18 protein-coding genes and 2 tRNA genes are annotated in these 19586 nt (G+C 65.5%); 4 read left to right on the plus strand and 16 right to left on the minus strand.

The features are described from left to right. Window positions 1-3: 3 nt before the first annotated feature. Complete coding sequence (gene thiL / locus CXQ88_RS00215) at window positions 4-1050, minus strand: thiamine-phosphate kinase (RefSeq protein WP_373637677.1); 1047 nt, start codon at window positions 1048-1050, stop codon at window positions 4-6. A 104-nt stretch (window positions 1051-1154) separates the two neighbouring features. Here thiL and CXQ88_RS00220 point away from each other — a divergent pair, with 104 nt between their 5' ends. Beyond that, a complete protein-coding gene (locus CXQ88_RS00220) occupies window positions 1155-1658 on the plus strand; it encodes a DUF3515 family protein (RefSeq protein WP_104042157.1) in 504 nt (167 codons plus the stop codon). Window positions 1659-1691: 33 nt separating this feature from the next. Here CXQ88_RS00220 and CXQ88_RS00225 read toward each other — a convergent pair whose 3' ends face one another. The 6 genes from CXQ88_RS00225 to leuC form a co-directional block, all read right to left on the minus strand. Further along, on the minus strand, window positions 1692-2840 hold the full coding sequence (locus tag CXQ88_RS00225) for a D-alanine--D-alanine ligase family protein (RefSeq protein ID WP_104042159.1): 1149 nt from the start codon (window positions 2838-2840) through the stop codon (window positions 1692-1694). A gap of 2 nt (window positions 2841-2842) precedes the next feature. Beyond that, window positions 2843-3895, minus strand: a complete 1053-nt coding sequence (locus CXQ88_RS00230; RefSeq protein WP_104042160.1) for an NAD(P)H-dependent glycerol-3-phosphate dehydrogenase — start codon at window positions 3893-3895, stop codon at window positions 2843-2845. Further along, window positions 3885-4661 carry a lysophospholipid acyltransferase family protein gene (locus CXQ88_RS00235; RefSeq protein ID WP_104042162.1) on the minus strand — a complete coding sequence of 259 codons (777 nt, stop codon included), beginning with the start codon at window positions 4659-4661 and terminating at the stop codon, window positions 3885-3887. Before CXQ88_RS00235 ends, CXQ88_RS00230 begins: the two co-directional genes overlap by 11 nt. A 10-nt stretch (window positions 4662-4671) precedes the next feature. After that, window positions 4672-5997, minus strand: coding sequence for a UDP-N-acetylglucosamine 1-carboxyvinyltransferase (murA, locus tag CXQ88_RS00240; protein ID WP_104042164.1), 1326 nt, complete (start codon window positions 5995-5997; stop codon window positions 4672-4674). A gap of 150 nt (window positions 5998-6147) precedes the next feature. Next, on the minus strand, window positions 6148-6750 hold the full coding sequence (leuD, locus tag CXQ88_RS00245) for a 3-isopropylmalate dehydratase small subunit (RefSeq protein WP_104042166.1): 603 nt from the start codon (window positions 6748-6750) through the stop codon (window positions 6148-6150). An 8-nt stretch (window positions 6751-6758) separates the two neighbouring features. Continuing rightward, complete coding sequence (leuC, locus tag CXQ88_RS00250) at window positions 6759-8225, minus strand: 3-isopropylmalate dehydratase large subunit (RefSeq protein ID WP_104042686.1); 1467 nt, start codon at window positions 8223-8225, stop codon at window positions 6759-6761. A 113-nt stretch (window positions 8226-8338) separates the two neighbouring features. On the opposite strand from leuC, the gene CXQ88_RS00255 reads away from it, so the two are divergent. Beyond that, on the plus strand, window positions 8339-9058 hold the full coding sequence (locus CXQ88_RS00255; protein ID WP_104042168.1) for an IclR family transcriptional regulator: 720 nt from the start codon (window positions 8339-8341) through the stop codon (window positions 9056-9058). 55 nt (window positions 9059-9113) lie between these two features. After that, a complete protein-coding gene (locus tag CXQ88_RS00260; protein ID WP_104042169.1) occupies window positions 9114-9665 on the plus strand; it encodes a DUF1697 domain-containing protein in 552 nt (183 codons plus the stop codon). Window positions 9666-9695: 30 nt separating this feature from the next. Here CXQ88_RS00260 and CXQ88_RS00265 read toward each other — a convergent pair whose 3' ends face one another. The 8 genes from CXQ88_RS00265 to CXQ88_RS00300 all read right to left on the minus strand — a co-directional run bounded on the left by CXQ88_RS00265 (window position 9696) and on the right by CXQ88_RS00300 (window position 17575). Next, window positions 9696-11312 carry a GTPase gene (locus tag CXQ88_RS00265; RefSeq protein WP_104042171.1) on the minus strand — a complete coding sequence of 539 codons (1617 nt, stop codon included), beginning with the start codon at window positions 11310-11312 and terminating at the stop codon, window positions 9696-9698. Continuing rightward, complete coding sequence (locus CXQ88_RS00270) at window positions 11309-13090, minus strand: dynamin family protein (RefSeq protein WP_104042172.1); 1782 nt, start codon at window positions 13088-13090, stop codon at window positions 11309-11311. The genes CXQ88_RS00265 and CXQ88_RS00270 overlap by 4 nt, the downstream gene beginning before the upstream one ends. A gap of 119 nt (window positions 13091-13209) precedes the next feature. Continuing rightward, window positions 13210-13285, minus strand: a tRNA-Glu gene (locus tag CXQ88_RS00275). 139 nt (window positions 13286-13424) lie between these two features. Beyond that, a tRNA-Gln gene (locus tag CXQ88_RS00280) sits at window positions 13425-13496 on the minus strand. A 159-nt stretch (window positions 13497-13655) separates the two neighbouring features. Beyond that, window positions 13656-14390 (minus strand): HAD family hydrolase, encoded by a 735-nt coding sequence (locus CXQ88_RS00285; RefSeq protein ID WP_104042174.1) that lies wholly within the window; start codon window positions 14388-14390, stop codon window positions 13656-13658. Then, on the minus strand, window positions 14390-15904 hold the full coding sequence (gene gltX, locus CXQ88_RS00290) for a glutamate--tRNA ligase (RefSeq protein ID WP_104042176.1): 1515 nt from the start codon (window positions 15902-15904) through the stop codon (window positions 14390-14392). Before gltX ends, CXQ88_RS00285 begins: the two co-directional genes overlap by 1 nt. 48 nt (window positions 15905-15952) lie before the next feature. Beyond that, window positions 15953-16729 carry a fumarylacetoacetate hydrolase family protein gene (locus CXQ88_RS00295; protein WP_104042178.1) on the minus strand — a complete coding sequence of 259 codons (777 nt, stop codon included), beginning with the start codon at window positions 16727-16729 and terminating at the stop codon, window positions 15953-15955. 42 nt (window positions 16730-16771) lie between these two features. Continuing rightward, a complete protein-coding gene (locus tag CXQ88_RS00300; RefSeq protein WP_104042180.1) occupies window positions 16772-17575 on the minus strand; it encodes an MBL fold metallo-hydrolase in 804 nt (267 codons plus the stop codon). 123 nt (window positions 17576-17698) lie between these two features. On the opposite strand from CXQ88_RS00300, the gene CXQ88_RS00305 reads away from it, so the two are divergent. Continuing rightward, a complete protein-coding gene (locus CXQ88_RS00305) occupies window positions 17699-18292 on the plus strand; it encodes a hypothetical protein (RefSeq protein ID WP_104042182.1) in 594 nt (197 codons plus the stop codon). A gap of 175 nt (window positions 18293-18467) precedes the next feature. On the opposite strand, the gene CXQ88_RS00310 is transcribed toward CXQ88_RS00305, so the two are convergent. Beyond that, window positions 18468-19580: a branched-chain amino acid aminotransferase gene (locus CXQ88_RS00310; protein WP_104042184.1), complete on the minus strand. Its 1113-nt coding sequence runs from the start codon at window positions 19578-19580 to the stop codon at window positions 18468-18470. Between the last annotated feature and the right edge of the window lie 6 nt (window positions 19581-19586).

A 19586-nucleotide genomic window follows, 5' to 3' on the forward strand; every position in this document is an offset into this window, starting at 1 on the left:
ACCTTAGTGTGCAAAGTGATCCCATCCCCCGGTGTCCGCGGCCCGGCCCGCTATTTTGACGCTCGGGCTTTCGTTGCTTCCCAATGCTTGTACCGAGCCTATCGCAGTGAATCCGGCAGGAAGCTGAACATCGGGTGGGAATGTGGCAAGCAGTCCGTGGTCCTCCCCGCCACCCAGCACCCACGCCATCGGGTCCGTTCCCAACAGTTCCGATGCGGGCCGCAGCACATCCGCCAGCGCCCGCAGCTGCGCCGGATCCAGGTCCATGGTTTGGCCGCTGGCCGCCGCCAACCGCAACCCGTCCCGCAGCAGGCCATCAGAAATATCCAGCATCGCAGTGGCGCCGGCGGCCCGGGCAGCAGGCCCGGCAGCCAAAGGGGGCCGGGGCCTGCACTGCAGGTCCAGGAAGACGCGCTGTTCAGGGCGGAGGGCATCGATGTCTACCGTCGACTCAAGAAGCGCCAGGCCCGCGGCCGCATGCCCTGCCGTTCCCGCAAGCGCCAGGACATCCCCTGCTTGCGCGCCTGACCGGAGGACGGCGTGGTTGCCGTCGAGCGTACCCAGGACGGCAACCGTGACAGAGATTTCCCGGCCCTTCCCCAGGTCGCCTCCCGCCACCGAACACCTGGCGGCGCCCAGGTCCCTGATTCCCGCTGTCAGTCCTTCCGCCAGGGCCTCCACCCAGGTGACGGGTGTCTCCGGCGGAAGGGTCAGGCTCACGACGAGGGACGTGGCCGTGGCTCCCATTGCGTTGATGTCGCTGAGGTTCTGCGCCGCTGCTTTCCAGCCGACGTCGAACCCGGTGGTCCGGTAGCCGTTGGGCCATTCCAGGCGAAAGTCCTGGTCCTGGACCTGTGTGTCAATGCTGATGACGGTCTTCCCGTCCGGCGCCGCCACCACGGCGGCATCATCACCCGGACCGAGCAGGGTGGCCTGGCTGTGGTCCCCTCCCATGGAGAGGCGCGGAAATATCCGCCCCAGCAGCTCGGCTTCGGAGAGGGCAGCGACGGCGGGCGGTTGCTCTTGGACGGTTATACGCTTTTCAGGCACGCCACTACGCTACAGCGGGCCCCCGACATCGGCGGTGTGGGGCCGCCGGTACCGCCGCCGGCGCGGTGCCCGGAAGATCGGGCCGCAACGATAGTCTTGGAGTTATGCCCCGTCCCGAGCTTTCCCAGCCCGCCCGCGCTGCCAGGATGGCGCTGGCCGGGACTGTTGCTTCCCTCGCCTTGGCCTCTTGCTCCCCCGCCGTCGACGTCCCCGCGGCCCGGGATGCCGCTAACCCCGCGTGCGCTCCCATGATGGTGGCCTTGCCGGAAGCCATTGGTGACTCGGCGCTGCGCAAGACGAACAGCCAGGCCACCGCGGTCTGGGGCGATCCGTCCCTGGTGATCCTTCGCTGCGGAGTCAACGTGCCCGGCCCCACCACGGACCGCTGCGTAACCGTCAACGGAGTCGACTGGGTGATCAAGGAAGGCAACCCCGTCTGGACGCTGACCACCTATGGCCGGGAGCCCGCTACCGAAATCCTGATAGATCCTGACAAGATCAGCTCTGCCACTGTCCTGGCCGATCTTGCCGTTGCCGCAGGTGAGATCCCGCCCACCCGGAACTGCGTGGGCCAGGAAGAGCTGCAGGACCTGCCGCAAAGCCGGTAGGTCCCAGTGGCTCAACCAACGGAAGTCGAGCCGTCAGCGGAGACCTGTCTTGCGGTTCAATGCCAGGTAGATGAGTTCGTCGATCAGCTCGGCGTAGTCCAGCCCTGATGCGGCCCACATCTGCGGGTACATGCTTTTCGGGGTGAAGCCCGGCATGGTGTTGATCTCATTGATGATCAGCCGGCCGTCCGGCGTGTAAAAGAAATCCACCCGGCTCAGGCCCTCTGCTCCCACCGCGTCAAAGGCGGCTGCGGCGAGCTCCCGCACCCTTGCGATCGCTTCCTCCGGGAGGTCTGCCGGGCAGCTGAGCGATGCGGCATCGTCCTCGACGTACTTGGCGTTGAAGTCGTAGAATTCGTGACTCCCTCCGGCCACGGAGATCTCACCCGGCATGGACGTCCGGGGAGCATCAGTGCCCCTGCCTTCCAGCACCGCGCACTCAATTTCCCGGCCGGTGATGCCGGCTTCAATCACCAGTTTGAGGTCGTGCCGCCGTGCTTCCTCGATGGCGGCGTCCAGCTCATCGAGTGAATCGACTTTCGAGATTCCCATGGACGATCCGGCCCGCGCAGGCTTTACAAAAACGGGGAAACCGAGCCGGTCCACCTGCTTCCGTACGGATTCCGCATCCTTGCGCCATTGCCTGTCGGTCACCGCGATGTAAGGGCCAACCTGAAGGCCCGCAGCCTCAAAAACCACTTTCATAAAGTGCTTGTCCATGCCCACTGCCGAAGCCAGGACGCCGGCTCCGACGTACCGGGTGTCGGAGAGTTCCAGCAACCCCTGGATGGTGCCGTCCTCGCCGAACGGGCCATGCAGAAGCGGGAACACCACGTCCACGGCACCGAGTTCCTGCGGGACCTCGTTCGGGGAGGCCACGATCAGCTGGTGTTCGCCGCCGATCTGGGCCAGCGTCACCGTTTGCTGCGACGGAACCACCTCCGGCAGCGAGGACGCTGCCAGGGACCACTGTGCAGTATCGGCGGCGGCCAGAACCCATTGCCCCGACTTGGCGATCCCGATGGGGATGACCTCGTACTTATCCTTGTTTATAGCGCCAAGGACGCCGGCAGCAGTCACGCAGCTGACGGCATGCTCGCTGGAACGGCCACCGAAAAGTACCGCCACCCGGGGCTTTACCCCGCCGGCCGGCTCTGCCGCGGTCAGTTTGTCGTGGGACATTGTCAGTAATCGCCTTCAGGTTTCAGTTCCCGGGCCAGCAGGACGGGCCCCAGTTGGTCAACGGACAGCTTGCCTGCCAGCACGGCGACGACGGCGGCCGTAATCGGCATGTCGACGCCCAGTTTTGCTGCCAGTTCGTGGACGGCCTGGCCGGACTTGATGCCTTCGGCGGTCTGGGTCATCTTCTGGCCCACTTCCTCCAGCGTGAGGCCCTGGCCCAGCAGCCGCCCAGCGGTGTGGTTCCGGGACAGGGGCGAGGAGCAGGTTGCCACCAGGTCGCCCAGGCCTGCCAGGCCTGCCATCGTTTTGGCGTCCCCGCCCAGCGCCAGGGCAAGGCGTGACGTTTCAGCCAGTCCGCGGGTGATCACCGAGGCTTTGGTGTTGTCCCCCATTTGCCTTCCCTCACAGATGCCCACCGCCAAAGCAATGACGTTCTTGACGATGCCGCCGATTTCCACTCCAACGATGTCTGAGGTGGTGTAAGGCCGGAAGTAGGGTGCCGTGCAGCTGCGGGCGATCCAGCCTGCAGCAGCCGCGTCGGTGCAGGCAACCACGGAGGCCGTAGGTTCTTCACGGGCAATCTCCATCGCAAGGTTTGGCCCTGAGACGATGGCAATGCGCTCCGTGGGCAGGCCGAGTTCCTCGCTGATGACCTCGCTCATCCGGGCGTCGGTACTGAGTTCAAGGCCCTTCATCAGGGAAACCACCATGGCACCTGGGGCGATCAGGTCTTTCCACCCGCGCAACTGCGGCCGCAGGGACTGGGCCGGGACGGCAAGGACCACCAGATCCGCCCCTGCAAACACGTCGCGGACGTCCGTGGAGGCCGTGATGCCATCCGGAAGGGCAATGTCCTTCAGGTACTGCGAGTTGCGGTGGAACGTGTTGATTTCGTCCACCACTTCGCTTCGCCGGCCCCAGAGGCGGATGGCACGCGGCTCGCCTGCAGCAGTGGCAGCATCGGCCAGGATCTTGGCGAACGTAGTCCCCCAGGAGCCCGCGCCGAGCACTGCAACGGACCGGGCCGAACCGGCGTGATTCCCCTCAGAGGTCACCGGGCGTCCGTTCCCCGGTTTGCGGCTGCCCGCGCTCCACGAAGCGGCCGTGCTTCGCCTGCTGCTGCTTTGCCGGATCCCAGCGCTCTGCTGGAGGCTGCTCATCCCGGATCTCCGCAAGGAGCATGGTGATGGCGTCCATGATCGCATCGGTGGCCCCGGCCAGCGTGGCCTTGTCCAGGGGACGGCCGGCGAAGGCACTGAGATCGACGGGCTCGCCCACCACCACCCGCGACTTCTTGCGGGGAAAGAGGTGGAACCGCTTGCCGTAGCGCGGGAACACTTCATGCGCACCCCAGTGGGCGATCGGGACCACGGGAATGCCGCCTTCGAGGGCCATCCGCGCCGCCCCGGTGTGGCCCTTCATGGGCCACAAGTCCGGGTCGCGGGTCAGTGTGCCTTCAGGATAGATAATGATGGCGCCGCCTTCGGCAACAATCTCCTGGGCAACCTGCAGCGAACGGTTGGCACCCGCCGTCGAACGTTCCACCGGGACCTGCTTGGTTGCCCTCAGGACCCAGCCCAGGACCGGAACCTTGAAGAGTCCGGATTTCGCCAGGAAGTGCGGCGCAACCTTGTGGTTGTAGAGGAGATGGCCGATGATCAGGGGATCGATTTCGGTGCAGTGGTTGGGCGCCGCGATGAAGCCGCCGGACGGCAGCTTCTCGGTGCCTTCCCACTTCTTGTCCATCATGAGGTTGAACAGGGGACGTACGATGGCGGCGACCACCGCAAGGGTGGCGCGGCTCTTGGCCGATTCCTTCACTTCGGTACCGTTACTTCGCTGTAGTGATGTCGAAGTCGGCACCAAGTCCGGCGAGCTTTTCGGTGAAGCGCTCGTAGCCCCGGTTGATGATGTCGATTCCGGTCACCCGTGAGGTTCCGGTGGCCGCCAGGGCCGCGATCAGGTGGCTGAAGCCGCCTCGGAGGTCCGGCACGTCGATGTCGGTTCCCTTGAGCTGCGTGGGTCCGGAGATCACCGCGGAGTGAAGGAAGTTGCGCTGGCCGAACCTGCAGGGCACGCTGCCCAGGCATTCACGGTGCACCTGGATGCTGGCACCCATCCGGATAAGGGCATCAGTGAAGCCAAACCGGTTTTCGTAGACGGTCTCGTGAACGATCGAGACGCCTTCCGCCTGTGTCAGCGCAACCACCAGCGGCTGCTGCCAGTCCGTCATGAAGCCGGGGTGCACGTCTGTTTCCAAAACCAGCGGGTTGAGCTTACCGCCGCGGTGGTAGAAGCGGATGCCTTCCTCGCCAATGTCCATTCCGCCGCCCACCTTGCGGTAGGTGTTGAGGAAGGTCATCATGTCGCGCTGGGAGGCGCCTTCAACGTAGATGTCGCCCTTCGTCACCAGGGCCGCGGAGGCCCACGACGCCGACTCGTTGCGGTCCGAAAGCGCGCGGTGGTTGTAGCCGCCGAGGTGGCGGACGCCTTCGATGCGTATAGTGCGGTCGGTCTGAACGCTGATGATCGCGCCCATCTTCTGCAGCACGGCGATGAGGTCGATGATCTCCGGCTCCGTTGCGGCGCCGGAAAGCTCCGTGATGCCCTCGGCGCGCGTGGCGCTCAGCAGCACCTGCTCGGTGGCACCGACAGAGGGGTACGGCAGGGAGATTTTGGCACCGTGCAGGCCCTTGGGAGCGGAAATATGAATGCCGCCGGGCCGCTTTTCCACCACGGCGCCGAACTGGCGGAGCACGTCAAGGTGGTAATCGATGGGACGGTCGCCGATCTTGCAGCCGCCCAGGTCCGGAATGAATGCTTCACCAATGGCGTGGATCAGCGGGCCGCAGAGCAGGATGGGAATCCTGGAGTCGCCGGCATGTGCGTCGATGGCGGTGCTGGGCGCAGTCTTGGCTGCCTTCGGGTCCAGGGTGAGGTCCCCGTTTACCGGGTCCTTGACCACTGTCACGCCGTGGAGCTGCAGGAGGGAGGTGACGACCTCCACGTCCTTAATCTCCGGCACATTCCGCAACACCGACGGCTCGTTGCCCAGCAACGCTGCCACCATCGCCTTGGGAACGAGATTCTTCGCTCCCCGAACGGTGACGCGGCCCGTAAGCGGGACTCCGCCGCGGATTGTCAGAACACTACTCATATACCGGTTTCCTAACGATGACTAGCCCCCAAATCCTTGCAAAGGCTCCAACCAAGCATAGGAGGTCGCGTTACCGAACCGAAATACGCGGGCGACGGCGGCACGGTGTGGCGCCCCGCCGTAGCCCCTCTCAGGGCTGCTTGAGCCGGCTCAGGAAAGGCGGGCCGGCAGGGTTTTCGGCTTGAAGGCGGGGCGGGTGGCTTCGTAGGCAGTGATGTCCGCCTCGTGCTGAAGGGTCAGCCCAATGTCATCCAGGCCTTCGAGCAGGCGCCAGCGGGTGTAATCGTCGATCTCGAAGGGTGCCACGATGTTGCCGCAGACCACCGTCTTGGATACGAGGTCCACGGTGACCTCGGTGCCGGGGGCGTTCTCCAGTTCCTTCCAGATCAGTTCGATGTCATCCTGGGCAACCTCGGCAGCGAGCAGACCCTGCTTGCCGGAGTTGCCCCGGAAGATGTCGGCGAACCGGGAGGAGAGCACGGTCTTGAAGCCGTAGTCCTTCAGCGCCCAGACAGCATGCTCACGGGAGGAGCCGGTGCCGAAATCCGGACCCGCCACCAGGACCGAACCGGAGCTGAAAGGGGCCTGGTTCAGGATGAAAGCCGGGTCCTTGCGCCACGCCGAGAACAGGGCGTCCTCGAACCCCGTGCGGGTGATGCGCTTGAGGTAGACGGCGGGAATGATCTGGTCCGTGTCCACGTTGCTTTGGCGCAGCGGAACACCGATTCCGGTGTGGGTGGTGAACTTTTCCATGGCGTGTCCTAGGCTGCGTCGGTGCGGATGGGGGTCTCGACAGGCTCAACCACCGGATCAGGATCAAGGTCCGACGGCGAGCTGAGCGTGCCGCGGATGGCCGTTGCTGCGGCAACCACCGGGGACACCAGGTGGGTGCGGCCACCCTTGCCCTGGCGCCCTTCGAAGTTGCGGTTGGAGGTGGACGCACAGCGCTCCCCCACGTCCAGCTGGTCCGGGTTCATGCCCAGGCACATGGAGCAGCCGGCGAAGCGCCATTCCGCACCGAAGTCCTTGAAGACCTTATCCAGGCCCTCGGCCTCGGCTTCCAGCCGGACCCGCGCCGAACCGGGCACCACCAGCATCCGGATGTTCGGGTCCTTCCGGCGGCCACGGATGATGTCGGCAGCGGCGCGCAGGTCCTCCATGCGTGAGTTGGTGCAGGATCCAAGGAACACAGTGTCAACCCGGATGTCCTTCATGGGCGTGCCGGCTGCGAGGCCCATGTACTGCAGGGCACGTTCGGCGGCGGCCTTTGCGTTTTCGTCGCCGAAGTCCTCGGGCGACGGGACGGATTCGGACAGCGAGACGCCCTGGCCGGGGTTGGTGCCCCAGGTGACGAACGGCTCCAGGGTGTCGGCGTCCAGGTCCACCTGCGCGTCGAAGGTGGCGTCGTCGTCGGTACGCAGCGTGTTCCAGTACTCGACCGCGGCGTCCCAGTCGGCGCCTTCCGGGGCGTGCGGACGGCCCTTCATAAAGTCGTAGGTGGTTTCGTCCGGCGCCACCATGCCGGCACGGGCGCCCGCTTCGATGGACATGTTGCAAATGGTCATGCGTGCGTCCATGGACAGCGCGCGGATCGCCGAGCCGCGGTACTCCAGGACGTAGCCCTGGCCGCCGCCGGTGCCGATCTTGGCGATGACGGCGAGGATGATGTCCTTGGCCGTGACCCCGGGCCGCAGCGTGCCTTCAACGTTGATGGCCATGGTCTTGAACGGCTTCAGGGACAGCGTCTGGGTGGCCATAACGTGCTCCACCTCTGAGGTTCCGATGCCCATGGCCAGCGCCCCGAAAGCACCGTGCGTGGAGGTGTGCGAGTCACCGCAGACAACAGTCATGCCCGGCTGGGTGAGCCCCAGCTGCGGGCCCACCACGTGCACGATGCCCTGCTCGGCGTCGCCGAGGGAATGCAGCCGGACACCGAACTCTGCGCAGTTGTTGCGGAGGGTCTGGATCTGCGTGCGGCTGGTGAGATCGGCGATAGGCTTGTCAATGTCCAGCGTGGGGGTGTTGTGGTCCTCGGTCGCGATGGTCAGGTCCGGCCGGCGCAGTTTCCTGCCGGCCAGCCGGAGGCCCTCAAAAGCCTGCGGGGACGTGACCTCGTGGACAAGGTGGAGGTCGATGAAGAGAAGGTCGGGCTGGGCGTTGGCACCGTCGCCATCGCCTTTGCGCACCACGTGCGCGTCCCAGACTTTCTCGGCCAATGTCTTTGCCATGGCCATCTCCCTTCACTGCTGTTTGGCTGATGTGTTCCACTGAACCAGTACGCCTTCGCACTGCGCCAGCCGAAAGATTTGCATCTCAGATAATGAGACGGCAATATCATTACATGGACAATTCTAGTGGAGTCGGTGTCATTGATAAAGCGGCTCATGTGCTTGATGCGCTCGAGGCCGGCCCCACCACCCTGGCGCAGCTGGTGGCGGCAACCGGCCTTGCCCGTCCCACTGTCCACCGGCTAGCCCTGGCCCTCGTGCATCACCGCCTGGTGAGCCGCGACATCCAGGGTCGCTTTGTCCTGGGAAGCCGGCTGGTTGAACTGGCGTCGGCTGCTGGCGAGGACCGTCTCATCGCTTCCGCAGGCCCTGTGCTGATGCAGCTGCGCGATGCCACGGGTGAAAGTGCCCAAATCTTCCGCCGCCAGGGTGACTGGCGCGTGTGTGTTGCCTCCGCCGAACGCCCCATCGGGCTCCGCGACACCATCCCGGTAGGCACGCAGCTGTCCATGAAGGCAGGATCGGCTGCCCAGGTGCTGCTCGCGTGGGAGGACCACGACCGCCTGCTTGAAGGGCTGCAGTCAGCCCGCTTCACGCCCACAGTCCTGGCAGGGGTACGACGGCGGGGCTGGGGCCAGAGCCTCGGCGAACGTGAGCCGGGGGTCGCCTCAGTTTCGGCACCCGTGCGGGGACCTTCCGGCCGGGTCATAGCCGCTGTTTCAATTTCCGGGCCTATCGAGCGCCTCACCCGGCAGCCCGGCAGGCTCCACGCAGAAGTGGTCTGCAACGCCGGCCGGGTCCTTACCGAGGCCCTGCGCAAAAACAACGACTGACGTCAACAACGGCTGGACAGCCCGGACCTGCACGGCGGGGGCTAGGATTTTCGCCATGGGCAGCTACGCAGTGTTTCTTCGCGGCATCAACGTGGGCGGCATCAACATCAAAATGGCCGACCTCCGCGAGGCGCTGAAGGCGGCGGGATTTTCTGATGCCCGGACCCTGCTGGCCAGCGGGAACGTGGTGCTGGCCAGCAGCCTGGATGCAGCGGCGGTGAAACGGGAGTGCGAGAAGCGCCTTCGCGAAGCGTTCGGTTATGACGCCTGGGTGGTGGTGCTGGATGCAGCCCGGGTGTCTGAACTCGTAGCAGCCTGCCCCTACCCGGACGATAACAAAAGCACCCACACCTACATCACGCTTTCCTCGGACGAAGCCATGCTGGACGAACTGGATGCCGCGGGAGCCGCGCTGGAGGGGGCGGAGCAGAAAAGGCTGGGACCCGAGGCACTGGCCTGGCTGGCACCGGCCGGCGGAACGCTGGACAGCCCCTTCAGCAAGATCTCCGCCAAACCCAGGTTCAGGGCCTCCACCACAACACGCAACCTGCGGACCCTGGTCAAGGTCCGGGACGCTGCTGCGGAACTCGCGGCTACCGGCAGCTAGCCACCTCCCGCTTCCGGCAGGGGCGTGTGCCTATCCCGCCTCGGCCGTCTTCAGCGCGGCGTTAAAAGCGGCAAGCCTGGTGACTTCCACCTCCACGGGCTCCACCACAAGTTCCTGGGCAACGGCGGCTACCGCAGCACTAAGCCGTTTCCTCGCCCTCGCCGCCCTGGCATTTGCCGCGGCAGCGGCAATAAAACGGCCGGTAACAGCCAGGAAGATTCCCAGCACCACCCCGGCTGCGATCATCAGCGTTGGCACCGGCCAGCCTTCAACCCTTGGTACCTCCGGAACAGGCATCTGGAAGTATCCAAGGGCAGCCAGCACGCCAAGCCAGCCGAGGCCTCCCAGCACGGTGAGCAGGGCAAGCCATTGCACCACATTGAACACTCCCCACCACCAGGATCTGCGGTTCGCGGCAAGATCCGTTCCGGCGATGGCCTGGTCAAGCGCGTCAGGAAGGCGTTCCCTGCCCTCCCGGGCCGCGCCCCGGATGGCGGCCCGCCAAGGACCGGGAGCGCCCGCACTGGCATTATCGGCGAACTCCCGCACCGCCGCGTCCGTCCGGGCGCGCTCCGGTGCCCCCGCGGGCGGCAGCGAGGTCCGGTTAAGCTCAGACGGAGCAACACTTCGCAGATTGAGCCTGCGCAACGGATCAGGCCGGAACCGGGAGAGCCACCTGGTCACCGGCCACCCTGTTCGCTTCACAGACTCGAGCCGGTAGGACTGTGCCACCGCCCGGACCACCGTGGGTACGTTGGCTGCCACGGCGAGCTCATCAGCCAGGCGTGCCTTGGCCGTCGGTCGGACGCCTGCGGCCTCTCCCCCGCCGGACACCGCGCCCAGTTCCGCCGATGCCCTGGTGATGTCTGCAGCCAGCCGCTGCGACTGGGCTTTGCGCTTTACGGCTACGCTCCGGACAGCCCTCCGGACCTTATCCACCCCTGCCCCTGTCAGGGCCGAGGCGGCCAGCACCTCGACCTTGGCGAGTCCGTCCCGGGCCAGGATGGACCGTAACGATTCCAGGACAGGCTGCACGTCATGCTCCGGGAGCCGGTCCACCTGGTTGAGGACCACCAGTGTGACGGCGCCATGCGAGGCCAGGCGCGACAGGAAGTCATTGTGCACGGCTGCGTCTGCGTACTTTTGGGGATCAAGAACCCAGACCAGGACGTCGACCAGGCCCACCATCCGCTGGACCACCTCGCGGTTCGATGCCCTGGTGGAATCGAAGTCCGGCAGGTCCAGCAGGATCAGGCCGGTTTCCTCGTCGGCAAACCCTTCCACGGCCGTTGCGTGGTGCCGGTTCCGGACCTCCAACCAGTCAAGCAGCGGTTCGCTGCCCTCGGCTCCCCACACCCCCGCCAAAGGTTCCGACGTCGTAGGGCGGCGGGCTGCCGCCGTCGCAATTTCAGCTCCGCTGACCGCGTTGAACAGGGAGGACTTACCGCTTCCGGTGGCACCGAAAAACCCCACCACGGTGTGGTCGGCCGAAAGTGACCGCCGTGAACTGGCCCGCTCCAGGACGCTGAACACTTCCTGCAGGGACTCATCGGGAAGGACACCTTCACCGAGCTCGCGGGCATCGTTGAGGGCCGAAAGCCGGCGGTCCAGCCGGGACGCATCCCGGGTGTCGCTGTGGCGGCTCATGCGTTGTCCGCCAGACGGACAAGTGCGTCCGCGTGGGCGGCGAGGGTCTGCGGGCCGCTTTCATCGCGCTCCGGCAACCGGGTCATGAATTTCTGCTTCTCTTCCTGCAACAGGCGCTGGCAGCGGGCGTGAAGGTCCTCCCGCGCCTTTTCGGCCATGCGGCGGACCGCGTCCTCGCCGAAGACCGCTTCGAGCAGCCGCTGGCCCACGACGGCGGTTCCACCCGCGACTCCAACCTCAAGCCCAGTCAGTCCGGCGGTCATCGAGAACACCACGATCATCAGGGCAGCACCCAGCCCGTTGATCCCAAAGGACAGCCAGCGGGCCTGTGTCCGCTTTCCCTGGCCTTCGGTGCGGATCAGTTCCATCAGCGCTTCCTGCCAGGCCCTGATTTCGGCGGCGGTCCGGTCCTCGAAGCCGGGCGTGGTCCCGGAGAGATCGTCCGTCCCCAGCAGTTGGCGCCCTGCGGGGTCGGTCCGCCAGCGCTGGTCGGTGTCCTCGGCGGCGTTTGCAGCTTCATCGACGATGACGGCCTGCAAACCCGTCTCGATGGCGGCTTCGACAGTCACGGCCGGGGCCGGCTCGCCGCGGAAGAAGGCGCCCACCCGGTCACGCAATCGGCCAACGTTTTGTTCCAGGACCCGGAAAAACTCACCGGTGCCCACGAAGTCCTGCCAGCGGGCCAGCACTTCTCCCCGCAGCAGGGCGCCGTCCTTGGTAGCGTCGAGGATTCGGCCGGCAGCATCACGGTAGGCAGCTGCCGCAGCGGCTTCAAGGCTGTCTGCGGCGATCTGCTGCTCCCGGGCGGCCTGCGCCACGGCCGCAACACGGCCGGCCAGTGCCCTGACGGTCCCGTTGAGCGTCCGCCGGGCGATTTCTGAACGGCCGGCGGCATCTGCGGCCAGCTCTTCGAGCCAGGTCCGCAACGGGAGAACTGTTGCGGCCGTGAGCATGCCCAGCGGATCCAAGGGTGTCTCCGGGATGATAAACAGCTGTGCCGCGCCCAGGCCCTCACGGTCCAGGAGGCTGCGCAGGTCGTCACTGACTTCTGTTTCCGCCCCCGGCGGTACCCGGTCCAGCACCACGGCCACCATGATGTCCCGCGAGGCTGCGTCCAAAAGCAATTTCCAGGGGACGGCATCGGCGTAGCGGTTGGCAGTGGTGACGAAAATCCACAGATCGGCGGCTGCGAGGAGCTGTCCTGCCAGCTTGCGGTTGTCGTCTGAGATGGAGTCAACGTCGGGGGCGTCCAGGACGGCGATTCCTGCGGGGACTGCGGGGTCGGCTACGAGGACGAGCGAAGACATTGCGCCCGCGTCCGGGATGGCGCCTGCGCGGCTGGCCGGCACGGGGCTGCTGGCGGCGTATCCCCGGATCCTGCTGAGGCTGGGCAGGACGCGCTGGCCTTCGAACCAGGCTGACTCGGACGGGTGGTGCAGGAGGATTGGCTGGCGGGTGGTTGGGCGGATAGCGCCGGACCGGGTGACGGGGTGGCCAACCAATGCGTTAACCAGCGTGGACTTGCCCGCGCCCGTGGAACCGCCGACGACGGCCAGGAGCGGAGCGTCAAGGCTGCGGTACCGGGGAAGAATGTAGTCATCAAGCTGGGCAACCGCACCGGCGGCGTCGCGCCGGGCCTGCTCCGCGTCCGGCAAGGCCAGCGGCAGTGCCGCGCCGGCAAGGTCAACGCGCACCTCTTCCAGCAGCGTAACTGCCGCCAATGCCTGCGGGGCAGTCTGCGCGTCGTGCGGGAGGTCTTGCTCGTTCGGGGAGGTCACAGCAACATCATGCCAGTCCAGGCCCGCTGCCGGCGCCGTTCCGCGGGCTCGGCATCGTCGGGCCCGGTAATCGTCCGGGCAAGAAAAATGGTCCCGGGCGTTTGCCCGGGACCATTTTATGGTGACCCCAGCGGGATTCGAACCCGCGTTACCGCCGTGAGAGGGCAGCGTACTAGGCCGCTATACGATGGGGCCTTGCACTTTTTCCATACTTCCGACCGGCGTATCCGCTGGTCAAGCTCAGTGATTGTTTCATACACTTCGCTGTGGTTTCAAATCGGTAGACCGCCTGAAACCTCCTGCTCCCAGCCCCCTTTAGAGGGGTTGAACAGAGCTGGGATACCAGGACTCGAACCTAGAATGACGGTACCAGAAACCGTAGTGTTGCCAATTACACCATATCCCAATGATACTTTCGGGCCGGTTTTCAGGGCTTTTACCCTGCTCCGTGCGCCTCAGCACGAGAAATTACTTTACCCGAGACTTCCGGCTTGCACAAATCGGTGACCCCCCGCTGCGGGGAAGGACGCGGGCCGCTGGCGGGACGGCCCACGCAAAGTGCTTCCTACGCGATCAACCTGTCGAGGGAAGATATGGAGTTGCCCTCAAATCCGGCCGCCGGCTCCCCTGCCCGGTTGAGCCAGACACCCAGGAGGCCGGCCGCCGTCGAGCCCTCGGCATCAAGGAGGCGGTTGTCTCCTACGTACAGGGTGTCAACCGGGTGGGTTCCCAGGAGCCGGACGCCCTCAAGATAGATGGCTGGATCCGGCTTGGCCACGCCGAGGGTGTCCGTTCCCACCAGACGCCTGATGCGCTCCAGTCCTGCGCCGTCCAGTTTTGCACGCTGGTAATCATGGACGTTGTTGCTGACGGCACCGTAGGGGATGCCAGCCTTGTCCAGCCGATCCAGCAGCGGCATCACGTCCGGAAAAGGCTTTACGTAGGCCGGCTGTTTTTCCATATACGCGGTCAGCCACTGGTGCGATTGGTCGCCCTCAAGCTCAACCCCGAAGTGGCCCAATGCTGCCCGGCCGCGCAGCAGGCGCTGCTCGTTGAACGTTAGTTCCCCTGCCAGGTACCGGTCGTAGTAGTGGGTGGTTTCGTGCGTGAAGATGCGCCCGAACCGCTCCCATCCGGCCTGGTCGAGGCCGGGCAGGAGGTGTTGGCTGACCTCCCGCAGTGCAGTGGTCATCGAGTATTCGAGATCAACCAGAGTGTCGTCGATATCGAAGAGCACTCCCCGGACTGTGCCAAAGGGTGTGGCCAGCACTGCGCCGCCTGCCCGGCTCGGAGCTTCCATCAGCCGCGGAACGCCTGGAGCCGGCGGAGGGAGGATTCCTTACCGAGGATCACCATGGATTCGAACAGCGGAGGTGAGATGCGGCGTCCGGATACCGCAGTGCGCACAGGCCCAAAAGCCAGGCGGGGTTTGATTCCGAGGTCCTCAACGAGTGCCTGCTTAAGCGCCGTCTGGATGTTGTCCGGGGTCCAGTCTTCAACGGGCTCGAGCGCTGCGATTGCTGCGTCCAGTACTTCCGGAAGGTTTTCCGGAAGCCCCTTCCGGGCATCGGCGGCAACATCGATGGCGTTGTCGTCCTTGAAGAGGAACGCCAACATTTCGGGAGCCTCCCCCAGCAGCGTGATGCGCTCCTGGACCAGCGGCGCTGCCTCGGTGAGAATCTCCTCTTCCCGGTCGGTCAGGATCTCCCCCACCAGGTCTGCTGCACGCAGGTACGGGACCAACCGCTCCCGAAAAACCTCGGGCGGCAGCATCCGGACGTGGGTGCCGTTGATCGCTTCCGCCTTCTTGAGGTCGAAGCGCGCAGGGTTGCCCAGGACGTCGTGGATGTCGAAGTGCTCCACCAGCTGCTCCACGGAGAAGATGTCCTCGTCGGCGCTCAGCGACCACCCCAGGAGCGACAGGTAGTTCAACAGGCCCTCGGGGATGAAGCCGCGCTCACGGTGCAGGAACAGGCTGGATTCGGGATCGCGCTTGGAAAGCTTTTTGTTGCCCTGCCCCATCACGTACGGCAGGTGGCCGAACTCCGGCATGTAGCTCGCGACGCCCACAGCATAAAGGGCACGGTAGAGGGCAATCTGGCGCGGAGTGGAGCTGAGCAGGTCCTCGCCGCGGAGTATGTGGGTGATGCCCATCAGGGCATCGTCCACCGGGTTCACCAGCGTGTACAGCGGCGCACCGTTGGCGCGGACCACTGCGAAGTCGGGAATGGATCCCGCGCGGAAGGTGATCTCGCCGCGGACCAGGTCGTTGAAGGTAATGTCCTCGTCCGGCATGCGAAGGCGCAGGACGGCTTCGCGGCCTTCTGCCTTGAACTGGGCGAGCTGTTCCTCCGTCAAGTGGCGGTCAAAGCCGTCATAGCCAAGCTTCGGATCGCGTCCCGCGGCACGGTGGCGCGCTTCGATTTCATCCGGGGTGGAGTAGGACTCGTAAATGAAGCCACCCTCCCGGAGGCGGCGAATGACGTTCTGGTAGATATCGCTGCGCTGCGACTGCCGGTAGGGCTCATGCGGGCCCCCTACTTCCACGCCCTCATCCCAGTCGATGCCCAGCCACTTCAGCGCGTCCAGCAGCTGGTGGTAGCTTTCCTCGCTGTCCCGCGCAGAGTCTGTGTCCTCGATCCGGAACACCATGGTGCCTTTGGTGTGGCGGGCGTAGGCCCAGTTGAACAGGGCCGTGCGGATCAACCCTACGTGGGGAGTCCCCGTGGGCGAGGGGCAGAAGCGTACCCGGACGGGGGTGTCCGCGGTGACGGGCGGGATGGAGGCAGCATTCGACGCAGAAGCAGTAGTCATAGTGGCTTCAACTTTACCGTCTGCCGTGAGGCGTCCCGGCGGGAAAGGTCAGCGGCGCACTATCGGGTTGGACAGGCGGCCGATGCCCTCAATTTCCACCTCAATGCGGTCACCCGGGTTCACCAGGCCAACACCGGCCGGCGTCCCGGTCATGATGACGTCACCGGGCAGGAGGGTGAATGCCTGGGAGACAACGGAAACGAGTTCCCGCACTCCCCTGATCATCTGGCTGGTGCTGCCGTCCTGACGCAGCTCTCCGTTCAGCCGGGCCTGGATCTGCACGTCCTCCGGATCAAGCTCGGTCTCGATCCATGGGCCCAAGGGTGCCGAGGTATCAAAGCCTTTGGCCCGGGTCCATTGCAGGTCGCTCTTCTGGACATCCCGCGCCGTGAGGTCGTTGCCGCAGGTGTAGCCGAAGATGACGTCGTCCACGCGCTCCTCGGGCACGTCCTTGCAGATGCGCCCGATCACTACGCACAGCTCAGCCTCAAAGGAGACTTCCTCGGAGAACTCCGGCAGCACCACAGGATCGTTGGGACCAACGACGGCGGTGTTGGGCTTCAGGAAGAGGAGCGGCTGGGCAGGAACCTCGTTGCCGAGTTCGTGCGCGTGCTCCACGAAGTTACGGCCCACGCCGATCACCTTGCTGCGGGGAATGATGGGGGCGAGAAGCCGGACATCTTCCAGCTTGTGCCTGACGGAGGTTCGCTCCACCCCGTTGAAGAAGGGGTCCCCGTGGATGACAGTGACTTCCTCACTGCCCGTGTCACCTTCGACAACGCCGTAGAGGGGATCAGAATCGACGACAAACCTGGCAATACGCATGGCTCCTACCCTACCGTCTCACCAGGGCCGCACCCGTCGGGATTACGACCGGCCCGTTCCGCCCCGCAGGTAGTGAAGCTGGGCGGCAACAGAAGTTTCAGCGGCGCGCCGCACGGAAGGGTCGACGTCGGCATAGACGGCGTCAGCGACGTCACCGGCCGTCGCATCCGGGCCCAGCCGGTCCAGCGCCGCGCGGATCTGCACCAGCCGTTCGAGGCGATGTGTGCGGTACTCCCGGACGACGTCCGTCAGGGACGGCCGCACGGGACCGTGGGCCGGCAGGACGGCCGCCGGCCCCAGGGATTCCAGCCTGTCCAGGGAGCCAAGGTAGTCCCCAAGGGTCCCATCCGGGTAGTCGAGCAGGGTGGTGCCGCGGCCAAGGATGGTGTCCCCGGTCAGTACGGAACCATGTGGACCGTCGCCGGGGAGGTGGAAGCACACCGAATCGGAGGTGTGTCCAGGCGTTGCCACCACCCTGGCCTCAAGGCCCGCGGCGCCAAGTACCTCCCCGTCCTGCAGTGGTACGCCGCCTCCGTGGCAGTGGGCGGGGACGGCGGCACGGACAGGAGCGCCGGTCAGCTGATGCAGCCGGGCGGAACCGGCAGTATGGTCAGCGTGCCGGTGGGTGATGAGGATGAGTTCAACAGGGCCGGCACCGGCAAGGGCCCGGAGGTGCTCCTCGTCCAGCGGGCCGGGGTCCACCACCACGGCGCCACGATGGCCGGCCGCCCGCAGCACATAGGAGTTGGTCCCCTCCAGGCTCATGGGTCCCGGATTGGGGGCCAATATGAACTGCGTCAGGGCCGAGCTGCGCTGGAGGACGGGGCCGGAAGCTGAAGTCACCATCCCATCTTTGCATCGGCAAATGCCCTCTTGGCTTTTCCAGGCAACGGAATAGAACGGCCAGGGAACCGGGTTGAGCCCAATGACGACCAATTGATCTCCACCAGGAAGCCGGAACCAGACGCCATGAGTACAACCACGCTTGCAGATCTCCTCGCCGAAGCCGACGCCGCCGGCCACGACCATACCGCGACGGAGAAGAACAGCGGACTCCAGCACATCCACAACCACGCGACGGGCAGCATCGTCTGGTTTCCCACGTGGAGGAAGTTCCGCGAGACATCCGACTGGCGGGACGCGGTGGAGGGGGTAGCCGAGGACTTGGCTGCGAGTTCGGTCCCTGTGGAGGGTTGGGCCGCAAGCTTCCTGGCCGAAGAACTCGAAGCACTGCTGAAACGCGCCGCCGCGTCCACTGATGCCGCCGTGTTCGCCGGTGACAACCTCACGCGCCACCTGACCCGGACCTGGGCTGTCGCCGATGCCGTCGCCGAAGTCACAGGGAAGGCCCTGCCCACCGGCAGCACTACGCCGTCCCTATTTACCGATTACCCCTACGACGTCTACGCGCAGGACGGCGGCGTCTTCGCAACGGCCTTGTGGAACGACATCATCGATGCCCGGCGCAGTCGAGCCCTGGCCGAAGAAGCGGAGCGGAAGGCACTGAAGCCGGTGTCCCGCAAGGCCCTCAAGAACGCCGCCCGGAAGGCCGCCCGGCGCTGACGGCCACCGTCGTCGGCCCTTTCGGAAGCCGCCGCATCGCCATTCCCAAGCTTGTCCGCGAAACCGAACCTTGAAGGCCAGTTTCGCGGACAAGCTTAGGACCCCGCGCCACGCACGACGGCGCCTGCCGGGCTTGAGCCCGGCAGGCGCCGTCGTTGTTCCGTACCCTTGGTCCTTAGGCGAGCCGGGTCAGCCAGCCGTGCGTGTCAGGAACGGTTCCGGTCTGTATGCCGAGCAGCTTCTCGCGGATGGCCATAGTGGTCTCCCCCGCCTTGGCGTCCTCGGAACCGATGAACTCGGTGGCATCCTTGAGGACTCCGATCGGGGTGATGACCGCGGCCGTGCCGCAGGCGAAGACCTCCGCGATCTCGCCGGAGCCAACGCCGTTACGCCACTCGTCCAGGGTGATCTTTCGCTCGCTGACTTCGCGGCCCATGTCCTTGGCCACCTGGATGACGGACATCCGGGTGATGCCTTCGAGGATGGTGCCGGTGAGCGCAGGCGTAACCAGCGAGCCGTCCTTCATCACGAAGAAGACGTTCATGCCGCCCAGTTCTTCAACCGCATTGTCGTTGAACTGGTCCAGGAAAAGGACCTGCTTGCAGCCGTTGGCTTCAGCCTCCTGCTGGGCAATCAGCGAAGCCGCGTAGTTGCCGCCGCATTTGGCATCGCCGGTTCCGCCGCGGCCGGCGCGGGCGTATTCCCGTGAGATCCAGATGGACACGGGCTTGAGCTCACCGCCGAAGTAGTTGCCTGCCGGTGAGGCGATCACCCGGAAGGAAACCTCGCGGGCCGCGCGGACACCCAGGAATGCCTCGGTGGCAATCATGAACGGCCGGAGGTACAGCGCTTCGCCGTCGCCGGCCGGAACCCATTCCTTATCGGCGGAAACGAGCTCGCGGATGGCTCCCAGGAAGTACTCTGCCGGCAGTTCAGGAAGCGCAAGCCGGCGGGCCGACTTGTTCAGGCGCGCAGCGTTGGCTTCGGGGCGGAAGGACCAAACGGAGCCGTCGGCGTGACGGTAGGCTTTAAGGCCTTCGAAGATCTCTTGGCCGTAGTGCAGCACCGCAGCCGACGGATCCAGGGCGATCGGCCCGTACGCTTCCACCCGGGCGTTGTGCCACCCGCCATTGCCGTTCGCGTCCACGCTGTAGTCGACAATGGCCGTGTGGTCGGTGAAGTGGTTGCCGAATCCCGGGTTGGCCAGGATTGCTGCACGCTCTTCAGCAGACTTCGGGTTGGCCGAGGGCTGCTGGCTGAAATCGACGCCATGGGCGGTCTGGGTCATGGTTCC

Source organism: Arthrobacter sp. ZGTC412 (assembly GCF_002929215.1).
Classification (GTDB): Bacteria; Actinomycetota; Actinomycetes; order Actinomycetales; family Micrococcaceae; genus Arthrobacter.